This window comes from Chryseobacterium sp. StRB126, from assembly GCF_000829375.1.
Lineage (GTDB): Bacteria > Bacteroidota > Bacteroidia > Flavobacteriales > Weeksellaceae > Chryseobacterium.
In genome coordinates this window covers 5,117,042-5,129,700 of record NZ_AP014624.1, presented here as the reverse complement: position 1 = coordinate 5,129,700, position 12,659 = coordinate 5,117,042, and the positions used below count along the sequence as shown (strand labels likewise).

13 protein-coding genes are annotated in these 12,659 nt (G+C 34.7%); 10 read left to right on the top strand and 3 right to left on the bottom strand.

Features of this window, described 5'->3' with window-relative positions; translation table 11 throughout:
* Positions 1-72 precede the first annotated feature (72 nt).
* From CHSO_RS23200 to CHSO_RS23180, 6 genes are all read left to right on the top strand, one after another.
* Positions 73-906, top strand: a complete 834-nt coding sequence (locus tag CHSO_RS23200; RefSeq protein ID WP_045501184.1) for an OmpA family protein — start codon at positions 73-75, stop codon at positions 904-906.
* 470 nt (positions 907-1,376) lie between these two features.
* Positions 1,377-1,529, top strand: coding sequence for a CCPGW family putative bacteriocin (locus tag CHSO_RS25745; protein WP_144429021.1), 153 nt, complete (start codon positions 1,377-1,379; stop codon positions 1,527-1,529).
* A 136-nt stretch (positions 1,530-1,665) separates the two neighbouring features.
* Positions 1,666-2,313: an O-methyltransferase gene (locus CHSO_RS23195; RefSeq protein ID WP_045501183.1), complete on the top strand. Its 648-nt coding sequence runs from the start codon at positions 1,666-1,668 to the stop codon at positions 2,311-2,313.
* Between the two features lie 87 nt (positions 2,314-2,400).
* Positions 2,401-3,117 carry a C40 family peptidase gene (locus CHSO_RS23190; protein WP_045501182.1) on the top strand — a complete coding sequence of 239 codons (717 nt, stop codon included), beginning with the start codon at positions 2,401-2,403 and terminating at the stop codon, positions 3,115-3,117.
* Between the two features lie 3 nt (positions 3,118-3,120).
* Positions 3,121-3,585 carry a DUF1648 domain-containing protein gene (locus CHSO_RS23185; protein ID WP_045501181.1) on the top strand — a complete coding sequence of 155 codons (465 nt, stop codon included), beginning with the start codon at positions 3,121-3,123 and terminating at the stop codon, positions 3,583-3,585.
* An 11-nt stretch (positions 3,586-3,596) separates the two neighbouring features.
* The gene (locus tag CHSO_RS23180) at positions 3,597-4,835 is read left to right on the top strand and encodes a 3-deoxy-D-manno-octulosonic acid transferase (protein ID WP_144429020.1); all 1,239 of its coding nucleotides are present in this window, start codon (positions 3,597-3,599) and stop codon (positions 4,833-4,835) included.
* Here CHSO_RS23180 and CHSO_RS23175 read toward each other — a convergent pair.
* The 3 genes from CHSO_RS23175 to CHSO_RS23165 are packed head-to-tail and all read right to left on the bottom strand — an operon-like array spanning position 4,827 to position 7,211.
* Positions 4,827-5,453, bottom strand: a complete 627-nt coding sequence (locus tag CHSO_RS23175) for a hypothetical protein (protein WP_045501179.1) — start codon at positions 5,451-5,453, stop codon at positions 4,827-4,829. The genes CHSO_RS23180 and CHSO_RS23175 overlap by 9 nt on opposite strands.
* Positions 5,453-6,208, bottom strand: coding sequence for a glycosyltransferase family 2 protein (locus CHSO_RS23170; RefSeq protein WP_045501178.1), 756 nt, complete (start codon positions 6,206-6,208; stop codon positions 5,453-5,455). Before CHSO_RS23170 ends, CHSO_RS23175 begins: the two co-directional genes overlap by 1 nt.
* A 25-nt stretch (positions 6,209-6,233) precedes the next feature.
* Positions 6,234-7,211: an acyltransferase family protein gene (locus tag CHSO_RS23165; RefSeq protein ID WP_045503250.1), complete on the bottom strand. Its 978-nt coding sequence runs from the start codon at positions 7,209-7,211 to the stop codon at positions 6,234-6,236.
* Between the two features lie 198 nt (positions 7,212-7,409).
* Here CHSO_RS23165 and CHSO_RS23160 point away from each other — a divergent pair, with 198 nt between their 5' ends.
* From CHSO_RS23160 to CHSO_RS23145, 4 genes are all read left to right on the top strand, one after another.
* Positions 7,410-7,889, top strand: coding sequence for a lipocalin family protein (locus tag CHSO_RS23160; protein ID WP_045501177.1), 480 nt, complete (start codon positions 7,410-7,412; stop codon positions 7,887-7,889).
* A gap of 181 nt (positions 7,890-8,070) precedes the next feature.
* Positions 8,071-10,884, top strand: coding sequence for a leucine--tRNA ligase (gene leuS / locus CHSO_RS23155; protein WP_045501176.1), 2,814 nt, complete (start codon positions 8,071-8,073; stop codon positions 10,882-10,884).
* A gap of 239 nt (positions 10,885-11,123) precedes the next feature.
* Complete coding sequence (locus tag CHSO_RS23150) at positions 11,124-11,987, top strand: MotA/TolQ/ExbB proton channel family protein (protein WP_045501175.1); 864 nt, start codon at positions 11,124-11,126, stop codon at positions 11,985-11,987.
* A 56-nt stretch (positions 11,988-12,043) separates the two neighbouring features.
* Complete coding sequence (locus tag CHSO_RS23145) at positions 12,044-12,652, top strand: ExbD/TolR family protein (protein ID WP_045501174.1); 609 nt, start codon at positions 12,044-12,046, stop codon at positions 12,650-12,652.
* The last annotated feature ends 7 nt before the right edge of the window (positions 12,653-12,659 follow it).

The following is a 12,659-nucleotide window of genomic DNA, read 5'->3' as shown; positions in this document are numbered from 1 at the left end:
CTTTTATACAAAGATAATCCATATAATTCAATTGAATTTCCCTAACTTTGAGTTGTCTAAAAATGATTACGTATGAAGATTTTTAAAATTTTAGCGGTTTCTGCAATGGCGTTGGGGATGACCTCTTGTGTGAGCAAGAAGCAGTATGATGCCTTAAGCACAAACTATAAGCAGTGTATTGAAAATATCGGTGAAAGACAAAGAGAAATTCAGGATTTGAAATCTCAGAACTCTGCATTGACAGGTGAAAATAATTTATTAAAAAGCCAACATGATGCTTTAAAATCATCATTGGATGCATGTCTTTCCAATACAGGAAAAAGCTCTGCTAATATTGACAAGCTTGTGGGAGAAATCAATGCTTCCAATTCATATATTAAGCAGTTAATTTCCAGCAATGCTAAAAACGATAGTTTAAACCTTGCGTTATCTAACAAACTGAAGAGATCTTTAGATAATATATCAGATGAAGATGTACAGGTGAAAGTATTGAAAGGAGTGGTAATGATCTCCCTTTCAGATAAAATGTTATACAAAACAGGAGATTATAATATTTTACCAGCTGCTCAAGAGGTGTTAGGTAAGGTAGCGAAAGTAATCAATGATTATGATAAATATTCAGTATTGATTGAAGGAAATACAGATAATGCTGCATTAAATTCTGCAAACCTGCCAAGAGACAACTGGGATCTTTCTGCATTAAGAGGTACCTCTGTTGCTAAAGTTCTTCAGACTCAGTTTGGGGTAGATCCTGCAAGAATTACAGCAGGAGGTCGTTCCGAGTACAACCCGAAAGCGACTAACATGAGCGTTTCCGGAAGAGCAGAAAACAGAAGAACGGAAATTATCATTATGCCTAAGCTGGATGAGTTTATGAAGCTAATGGATATTGCTCCAAAGAAATAATAATGAAACTATTAAAAAAAATCCCGAGAAATTCGGGATTTTTTCTTTAATCAAATTAATTCTTCTTTTTTCAAAAGAGAAATAATTCGTCGTAAAAAATGATTGGATATTTCAGTCTTGTTTTTTTTTGCAGAAGATTGTGTACTTCCTTTTGGGAGTACATTTTTTTGATTCTCATGGTTAGTTTGTGGTTGATCTTCTGCAATCATTTTGTTTTCTAGTGTTTTTACCCCTTCGTTCTCTTTGCAAACTTAGAATTAATACTACAGAAAAAACATCCGTATTTTCACGGTATTTTGTATGGGCTTTTTCCCGAGTGTTAGATTATTGAACTCTCTAAAATAATTCGTTTTAAATATAATTATCTGATTAATAAAAGAAAACGTATATTTAAATCTTAATATAGGGAAATAAAAATAGAGGTATCCGAAAATCTTCAAGAGTGGGAAATTAATACTAAACAAAATAATATGAAAAATTCAAAAAAACTTTCAAGAGGAGAAATGAAAAATGTAAAAGGTGCTGCCTTAGCTTGTAATCCGATGATAATTTGTCAAAAAACCATTGACTGCTGCCCGGGATGGGTATGTGCTTCAAAAGGAAGATACTGTGTAGCTTTATAATAACCTTCTCTACCTCAGAGAAAATATATCTAAGAAAAGAGGGATTAATTTCTCTCTTTTTTTTGTATCTTATATTGAACAAAAGCTAGGTTCAAAAAAGTTTTAAAATTCTTAAATTTGTTTAAATTAAAATGGTATGAGTTTTTTTGAAGAAAAGAATCCTGAAATGGATAGATATTTGGAAGCACACGCTTCCTCAGAATCCGAAATTCTGAAAAAGCTGAGAAGAGAAACTTATCAGAAAACCACCCAACCTCATATGATTTCGGGCTACCAGCAGGGAAGATTGCTGACGATCATTTCTCAAATGCTGCAACCTAAAAGCATTCTTGAAATCGGTACATTTACAGGATATGCTACCTTATGCCTGGCTTCAGGATTAGCAAAAGATGGTAAAATAACTACCTTAGATGTGAATGAAGATCTGGCTTATCTGCCGAAAAAATATTTTGAATCCAGTGAATACGCTGCTCAGATTGATTTTAAACTTCAGGATGCTAAGGAGTTTTTAAAAGAAACAGATGAGTTTTTTGATTTAATTTTTGTAGATGCCGATAAAGAAAATTATGCCGAATATTTCAAACTGATAAAACCTCATACAAAGTCAGGATCAGTAGTGATGTTCGATAATGTTCTGTGGTATGGTAAGGTGCTGGAAGAAAATCCGAAACTGAAATCTACACAGTCTATTCAGGAATTGAATGATTTAGTGGCAAAAGACGAAGATTTTGAAAATCTTATTTTACCTTTGCGCGATGGAGTCAACTTCCTTCGCAGGAAGTAATTATAAAGAAAAGATTAAGAGATTTAGAAACTAAGCAATAATGTCATTTCTAAATCTCTTAATTTTCCTAATTTCTAAATAAATAAAATGAATAAAGGAATTTGTATCGTAACAGTAGCGCCGATTCGTGCTGAAGGCTCTGACAAGGCTGAAATTGTTACGGAAATATTGTTTGGAGAAAGTGTAGATATTTTAGAAGTGAATAAAAACTGGACTAAAATAAAAATGCACTATGACGGTTATGAAGGATGGATGGATACCAAGCAGCTAAAAACAATAACAGATGAAGAACTGGCCAATAGAAAAGTGACTGTAGTGACGGAAGATTTTTCTTCTGTATTGATGAAAGATGGTAAAACTTTACTATCCATGGGATCTGAAGTGGACTTTCCTGTGGTAGCCTCAAGAAGAAGCCATGATGTGAGGGAAAGTGTTGCTCTTACTGCTAAAGAGTTCCTTAATGTGCCTTATTTATGGGGTGGTAAAAGTTTTTTTGCAGTAGACTGCTCCGGATTCACTCAATTGGTGTATAAAGTTCATGGTATTAAGATTCCAAGAGACGCTTCACAGCAGGCAGAAGTAGGAGAGGCTCTTACTTTTGTAGAAGAAACCAGACCCGGAGATCTTGCCTTTTTTGAAAATGCTGATGGGAAGATTATCCATGTGGGTATAATGCTCGAGAATCAGAAGATTATTCATGCCTCAGGAAAAGTGAGAATTGATACTTTGGATTCTACCGGAATCTTTAATGAAGAAATGAATAAGCATACTCATAAATTGAGAGTGCTTAAAAGTGTTATTTAAAACATGAAAACTTCCAGCATATTATTAATTGTGAATACTCTTTTACTGGTTGTAATCTGGGTTTTTACTGGAATCAAATATGTTGGGCTTCCTGAAATCATTCCCACTCATTTTGATTTCCATGGGAATGTAGATGGAGAATCCGGGAAAGAAACAATTTGGGCTTTACCATGTATTGCGGCTTTTATTCATCTCCTTTTTGTTGGGATAAAAGATCCCAACTCACCGCTTTTGAATGTTCCTCAAAGTTTTCGAAATGAAAAAACGTTAAAGCTATATCTGTTTTCTCTGGAATTGCCTGTAATGGTTCTGTTTTTGGATATAATTGTTGAAAGTATACGTATTGCTGAAGGCAGGCAGAAAGAACTTAGTGGTGCTGTCTTCTTTATTTTAGGGGGAATATTGGTTGTAATTGGTACGGGACTTATCAAATCATTTCGGGAAAGTAAAATAAAGTCTAACGACTAGATCTATCAGAATTGAATTTACTTTATAACATATTTATCAGTCTTCTTATTTTTGGAATGAAGGTTTTCTCATTATTTAATGATAAAACTAAAAAGGGCGTTGACGGAAGAAAGCGATCTTTAGATAAGGTACAGTCTGCTTTTTCAAAAACAGATAAGGTCATCTGGATGCACGCTGCCAGTTTAGGAGAATATGAACAGGGATTGCCTGTATTGGAGAGACTTAAAGAACAATTCCCAGATCATAAAATTCTGATAACTTTCTTTTCTCCGTCAGGATATGAAAATGTAATTAAAAAGAAACATATTGCAGATGTGATCTGCTATCTGCCGTTTGATAAAAAGAATATTGTAAGAGAATTTATATCTCAATTTGATGTTAAACTATTTTTTACGGTGAAGTATGATTATTGGTATAATCTGTTTTCGGTGCTTAAAGAGAGAAATACAAAGATATATGTGATTTCTGCCTTGTTCTACGAAAGACAATCATTTTTTACTTCTTATGGAAAGTGGTTTGTAAAGGAGCTAAAAGAGAATGTAGATTGGTTCTTTCATCAGACTCAATTTTCACTTGCTTTGGCTAAAAGTGTGGGCTTGGTGAAGTCTTCTGTAACAGGAGATACAAGGTTTGACAGGGTAAAACAACTCAGGGACCGTAATAATCATGTGGATTATATTGTAGATTTTATAGGCGGTCATAAAGCGATTGTTTTCGGGAGCTCATGGCAGGCGGAAGAGAAAATTGCAGAAGTGGTTTCCCGTAAAAATAAGGCAGTCAAAATAATTATTGCACCTCATGATCTGAAGAGAGTAGAACATCTGAAAAATATCTTTACCGATGCTTTGTTATACAGTGAGATCAATGATTCCCTACCTGTAAATTTAAACTCTCAAATCTTAATTATTAATAATATAGGATTGTTATCTAAACTGTATTCCTATGCTGATGTAGCAGTTGTTGGTGGCGGATTTCATGATGCAGGACTTCATAATATACTGGAGGCTGCCACATTCGGGGTTCCGGTTATCTTTGGAAATCATTATAAAAAGAATCCTGAAGCAGACGATCTTATCAGCAAGAATGGCGGAAGATCTTTTGCAGACGAATATACCGCTGCAGAATTTGTTTTATTCCTCACCAATGAAGATAATGAGGAAGAACTAGCAGAAATGTCTGAAAATGCAAAGAATTTCGTTGATGAGAAACCTAATTCTACAGAAATGATCCTTCAGAAAATTCTATCTTAAGAATCCCTGGCTTTTTATATCCTTCATGATTTGTTCAATGTTGTCAGGAATGTTGTCAGATTCAAACCAGTTAAGGTCAAGCCCGTTATTGATACATAGCTTTTGCAGATAATGGTTTTCAGTTATTTTTTGCTGTATTGTTCTTAAAAGATCATCAAATTCCATCCAGTAATCTTCATCCAGTTTCTTAATTAAGATCAGAGATTTGAATATCTTATTGATGATATAAATATAAAGTTTATAAACATTATCAAACCGTTGTCTGCTCAGATCATTATTGTAATCTAAAATTTTATCAACCATCAGCAGATTGAGTGAAGCTTCCCCGAATTTGTCTGTTGTTATTTTGATATGCTCAGTGACTTCTGCACTTATTTTTCGGATAATGGTCAGAAAATATTTAGCATTACCAATATATTTTGAAGCCAGCAGAATTTTTTCTTCTACATTTTGTTCCATTGCATTTCTCTTATCATCGGTATTTTCCGGATCAATAAGTTCAAAATACAATTTCTTTGATAATAATTTATCCTTTCTCAGAAGCCTGAAAATAAGTTTATCTTTTTCTGTGCTGGAAAAAGCACTCAGCGCTGCTTTAAATTCTTTTGAATACTCCATTAATTGAATATTTTTGAATATTTCATAAATCCGTTAACAGCCCAGTTTGCTGTATAGTACAATGATTTTAAAGTGGAGAATCCCATGAAATCTTTATAGACCAGATATTGATCTTTAATGATGTTTTTTTTCTTTCTGGAAACACTGTTTTCACGCATTCTATACTTCGCCATTGTTTTGTTGATAGGCATCCCTTCCGGAATTACTTTAAGGAGATTTAGCCACATGACGTGGTCCTCACGCTTACTTTTTACCGGGAATAGAAACTTTCCAACCCTTTTAGTATCATACATTGTAGAAACCGGAGCCAGCCGGCATGTCTTCAACAAATTAGAAAATGTAACCACTTTATCTGCAAGAAAATCTTTTAATATAGGTTGAAGCTGCTCATCACATCTTGAATAATTACAGTATACAAGTTCTGCATTGTGTTCCTGCATATAATCTGTCATGGTCTCAAGGTATTCAGGATGCCAGAAGTCATCAGAATCCAAAAAGGCAATATATCGGCCTTGGGCTCTTTCAAGGCTATTGTTTCTTGCATTTCCTGCGCCACCGTTTTTCTCCAGAATCTGAAGCTTTATTCTGGGGTCATTATATTTCCTGATAATTTCAACAGTATTGTCTTTAGAAAGATCATCAGTAATCAGCCACTCCCAGTTTTCATAGGTTTGGCTAAGGACAGATTGTATCGTTTCCTCTATAAAATCAGCAGAATTGTAGCAGGGAGTGATAATGGAGACCAGGTCTTTCATTCGTGTAGTAAAATATTATGTAAAATTATAAAAATCTTTTTTCATAAAGGTGCCATGAAGCAATTCCCACTCCAATAACAACAAACATGCATAGAATGCTCATGATATAAGGATTGTAGTTGGCAAAAAGGCCCAAAGTTGCAAATACTCTGATGATAGGGAAATGGAAGATATAAATTCCGTAAGTGAAATCCCCGTATTTTCCGAAATTATTCAGGAATTTAAAAGAATAAGCAATATACAGAACAATAATACTGATCATTATGGGAGAGAACAGCTTTATATCAAAAACAAGATCAATCCAAACCGTAACGATAGCAATGATGAAAAGAATATTTTTATATTGAATAAACTTATCAAAGTGAAAATACAGAAGCATTCCGCCAATAAAATAACATAATGAGCCGGGAAGTTGCCGGGAAAGTGCTGCTTTTCCTGCCATTTCGAAGTAATTCAGATAAACCAGAGAAAGAAAATAGAGTACGATCAGGCTAATGGTACGGTATTTATTGTTTTTTCCAAACAGTAAAAACATGAGCGGAACGGCTATATAAAAGCACATTTCGATCTTAAGCGTCCATAATGCTCCGTTTACAGCCTGGTTTCCAAATACACCCGGAAGCCACGGAGCCTTAAAGTTGAGGAATATTGAGTTCCAGAACAGGTATTTATAAACCTGCGTATTCCCAAAATATTCAGAAATCGGCAGGGTGCTTACCAAGCTTAGAAGGGTAGCACAAAGAAATACAACAAGCAAATAAGCCGGAACGATCCTATTGAATCTTTTTTTTGCGTAGCTTTTTAGACTGGAAGACCTTTCGTAGCTTCTTGCAATTAAGAATCCGCTTACAATAAAAAACGAGAAAACAGCAACTTCAACAGGGCTATGCGTTAAAAAAGAAAGCTTTTCAGAAGCACTTAAAGCACCCAAGTGTCCCATAAATACAATAAAAGCGAGGAGAACACGGATGAAGTCAAAATTGTTTTTCGTTATATCTTGCATTTTTTTTCTTTCCTACAAAAATAACTTTTTTAATAAAACAGAGGTGTTTTAGAATGTTCAATATTTGTTAAATAAAGGCAATATGGCTTCTTTTAGTTTTAAAATATGTATAAATAGAAGCTGATAAAATAATTTTTCATAAAAAATGGTAATATAAATCAAAAAAATTATAATTTTAGCCCTTGAAAAAATTGATCTATGAAGAAATTAGCACTACTATTTTTTGGTTTATCATTATTGGTAACCACCGGATGTAATAATAGCAACGATATTGTTATAGAAGAACCGATTATTGGATTCTGGCAACCGCAAAAAGAGGTGGTTACTACTGTTGAGGTAGGTGAGCAACCAATTTCAGATGTGATTACTTATACCGACTGTCAGAAACAATCCAGATGGTGGTTCAGTACAGAGACAACCGGGAAAAGAATAGATGTGGAGGATCCTATTACGGGAACGGCTTGTAATATTTTGCCGGATAAAAACTTTAGCTACTCGTATGACAAGAGCAGTAAGGCTCTTCAACTGAAATATCAGGGAGTGGTAGCACCAGAAAATACAAAGGTTGTTACGCTAGACGCAACTACGCTCAACTTATCAATAAGAGTAGAAACCGAAGATCCTACAATATACAAAACAAGAACTATTACGTTTAAAAGGGTAAGCCCTAAACCTTAATAGTAACTTCAGGATATAATAAATTAAGGTCTCATCTTCGGGTGGGACCTTTCTGTTTACCGGGGAATTGCAATTCATCATAAATTAAATTTCTATTTCCTTTAAAATCATTATTTTTGTGAATCTTGTTTAAAAGAAAAACAATTCAATATTAAAGTCTAACATATAACATATATATAAAGTGTTTTACGATCATCAGCAGATAGAAAAAAAGTGGCAGAAATACTGGGAGGACCATCAAACCTATAAAACTTCCAATAATACCGATAAACCTAAATTTTATGTACTCGATATGTTTCCGTATCCATCCGGAGCAGGACTTCACGTAGGACATCCACTGGGATATATTGCGTCAGATATCTATGCGAGGTATAAAAGACACCAAGGGTTTAACGTTCTCCATCCGGTAGGGTATGACAGCTTTGGGCTTCCTGCTGAGCAGTATGCAATCCAGACAGGGCAGCATCCGGCAATCACTACAGAACAGAATATCAACAGATACGAAGAGCAGTTAAGAAAAATAGGATTCTCATTCGATTGGAGCAGAGAAGTAAGAACTTCTGATGCATCTTATTATAAATGGACACAGTGGATCTTTATTGAACTGTATCATTCTTGGTATAATAAAAATACAGATAAAGCAGAAGCTATTGATACCTTAATCAAACATTTTGAACAAAAAGGTACAGAAGGCTTAAATGCCAATCAAAACGATGAATTAAATTTCACGGCTGAAGAATGGGCTAATGCTTCTGATATTGATAAAGAAGATATCTTATTAAACTACCGTCTTGCTTACAGAGCAGAGACTACTGTAAACTGGTGCCCTGCATTAGGAACTGTTTTAGCAAATGATGAGATCAAAGACGGAAAATCTGAAAGAGGAGGATTCCCTGTATTCCAAAAGAAAATGATGCAGTGGAGCATGAGAATCTCTGCATATTCTGAAAGATTATTACAAGGGCTATCTACATTAGACTGGCCACAACCTTTGAAAGATTCGCAGGAATACTGGATCGGAAAATCTCAGGGAGCACAGGTTCAGTTCCAGGTAGAAGGTCATGATGAGGTTGTTGAAGTTTTCACGACAAGACCTGATACCATTTTTGGCGCAACCTTTATGGTGTTGGCTCCGGAAAACCCATTAGTGGATACGATTACTACAGCTGCTCAGAAAGCAGAAGTAGATACTTATATAGAAGAAACTTCCAAAAAAACTGAAAGAGATAGAATGTCTGACGTGAAAAACGTGAGCGGAGCTTTCACAGGAAGTTATGCAATCAATCCGTTCAGTGGAGAAAACATGCCAATCTATATTTCAGATTATGTATTGATGGGCTATGGAACAGGAGCAGTAATGGCAGTTCCTGCACATGACGAGCGTGATCACAGATTGGCAAAGAAGTTTAATTTAGAAATTAAAAAAGTTGTAGCAACTGAAGAAGACGTTCAGGAAAATTCTTTTGATTCTAAAGACTCTGTTTGTGTAAATTCAGACTTCTTAAACGGACTAAATTATAATGATGCCAAATCAAAAATAATTTCAGAAATTGAAACGAAAGGTATCGGTCACGGAACTACGAACTACAGACAGCGTGATGCAATTTTCTCAAGACAGCGTTATTGGGGAGAACCGGTTCCTATATATTATAAGGATGAGATGCCATATACGTTGCCGGCTTCTGCTTTACCATTGGAACTTCCTGAAGTTGAAAAATATTTGCCGACTGAAGATGGAGATCCACCATTAGGAAATGCAAAAACATTTGCTTGGGATGAAGTGAACCAGAAAGTAGTTTCTACGGATTTAATTGATGACAAAACTATTTTCCCATTAGAATTATCTACAATGCCGGGCTGGTCTGGAAGCTCTTGGTATTTCCTTAGATATATGGATCCACAAAATGATGGAGAGTTCTCTGCAAAGAATCTTTCAGACTATTGGGGACAGGTAGACTTATATATAGGTGGTAGCGAACACGCAACCGGTCACCTATTATATTCCCGTTTCTGGAATATGTTCTTAAAAGACAGAGGGTATATCAATCATGATGAACCTTTCCAGAAATTAATCAACCAGGGAATGATTTTGGGAATGAGTGCATTCGTGTACAGAATTGATGGTACTAATAAATATGTATCTAAAAATTTAGCCAGCGGATATCAGACTCAACAGATCCATGTTGATGTAGCCTTATTAAAAGGAACATCTGATGAATTGGATACTGAAGCATTCAAAGCATGGAGACCAGACTATGCAGATGCAGAATTTATTCTGGAAGATGAAAAATACATCACAGGCCGTGAAGTAGAAAAAATGTCCAAGTCTAAATACAATGTAGTAAACCCTGATGACATCTGTGAAGAATATGGGGCAGACGGATTGAGACTATATGAAATGTTCTTAGGGCCATTGGAGCAATCCAAGCCTTGGAACACACAAGGGCTAAGTGGAGTATATGGTTTCCTTAAAAAATTCTGGAATCTTTATTTCAACGGAGATGTATTTGAAGTTTCTGAAGAAGAACCTACAAAAGCGGAATATAAAGTTTTGCATACCTTAATAAAGAAAGTCGTTTACGATATTGAAAATTTCTCTTTCAATACTTCAGTATCATCATTTATGATTGCTGTAAACGAACTTCAAAAATTAAAATGTAACAAGCGCAATATTTTAGAACCTTTAGCCGTTATCATCTCTCCATATGCGCCGCATATCTGTGAAGAATTGTGGAGTGTATTAGGACATGATACATCTATCGAATTCGAGAAGTTTCCGGTATTAAACGAAGATTATCTGATTGAAGATGAAATTGAATATCCGGTAAGCGTAAATGGTAAAATGAAGTTCAAAATTTCTCTTTCGGCCCAATTATCTGCTAAGGAGGTAGAAGATTTGGTGATTTCAAATGAGAAAATGCAACTGATTCTGGAAGGTAAAACCCCTAAAAAAATCATTGTAGTCCCTCACCGTATTGTGAATATCGTAATTTAAAAAAAATTAACATTGGGAAATTAAAAAAAATGGGTGTCTTATTTTTATGATTTTTTAACTTAAATGTTAAATTTGGAAAAAATAAATAAAATATTTAAGAATAATTATTATATCGAAATCGTATTAAATTTTCTTTATCAAAAAAAAGCAAAATGTTTAATTAAGACTCTTGCATTTTAATTAATTTTGCCTTTAATTTACACCCTGTAAAATTTTAAAACAATATAATTTAGTTAAATATGGAAATGAATGTTTCAAAAAATGATGAGCAAGTAGTTGCTAGAAAAGCGGGAGGTTTAAATCCAGCTGTTATTATTCCTATTTTATTAGTAATAGGAATTTGTATTTGGTTATTCGTTTTAGGTAACCCAGGTAATTTTAAAGCTGATCCAAGATTAGCAGGTGCATCAGTAGCGTTTTCTGATGTTGAAGGTAAGGAGATGCATCCAGAAGGGTTTTTAGGGATGATCTACATGGGAGGTATTATTGTACCATTACTTGTAACATTCATGATTACTGTTATTGTTTTCTCATTTGAAAGATACTTTGTATTAAGCAAAGCTTCAGGTTCAGGTAATGTAGATAACTTTGTAGTAAAAGTAAGAAGCCTACTAAATGGAAACAAAATTGACGAAGCTTTAGAAGAGTGCGACAGACAACAAGGTTCTGTAGGGAACGTTGTGAAAGAAGGTCTTACTACTTACAAAGCTCTTGCTCACGATACTACTTTAAATAAAGAGCAGAAAATGGTAGCTCTTAACAAAGCTATCGAAGAAGCTACAACTCTTGAGATGCCAATGCTTGAGAAAAATATGATGATCCTTTCTACACTAGGTACAGTTGCAACGTTAGTAGCACTACTAGGAACGGTAATCGGGATGATTAGAGCATTCTTCGCACTAGGTGCTGGAGGTGGTACTCCTGATGCTGCAGCTCTATCAATCGGTATCTCTGAAGCCTTGATCAACACGGCATTAGGTATTGGTACTTCTGCAGTAGCAATTATTCTTTATAACTTCTTTACTTCTAAAATTGACGGATTAACTTATAAGATCGACGAGATCGCAATGAGCATCCAACAGTCTTTTGCTGAATTCCACTAAGATGGAACTGTGTTTTGCACAATAAAAGAAGTTTAAAAAATAATTTATAAAAAATAATGGCGAGAATTAAACCAAAAAGACATGGAGTAGTTACGGACATGACCGCGATGTGCGACGTTACGTTCCTATTACTTACGTTCTTTATTATGACCACGCAGTTTAAAAAACCTGATGTGGAGCAGATCAAACCGCCATCTTCAATTTCGGAAAAATTACTTCCTGATGCTAGTTTAATGACTATCAATGCTACACCGGACGGAAAATTTTATTTCCAGCCAGTAGAAAATGCATCAGAAAGACTTGCACTTTTAGATAAAATGGGTCAGAAGTATGGCGTTACTTTTGATAATAATCAAAAAGCAGCTTTCCAGAAAGTTCAGGCTATTGGAGTTCCAATGAACCAATTAAAAGGGTATTTGGATTTGCCTGAAGATGAGCAGAAAAGTTACAAGAGTCCTACAGGGATTCCTATGGATAGTACAAATAAGCAATTAATTGATTGGGTAAAAGAAAGTTTAAGCGTTAACCCTGACTACAAGTTAGCTATTAAAGGTGACGTTACTACTAAATACCCTAAAGTTAAAAGCCTATTTGAGGGTTTAAGAGATATTGATTTTCTTAAATTTTGGTTGATTACATCACAAGAAGGTAAACCTAATGAATAATTAAGAA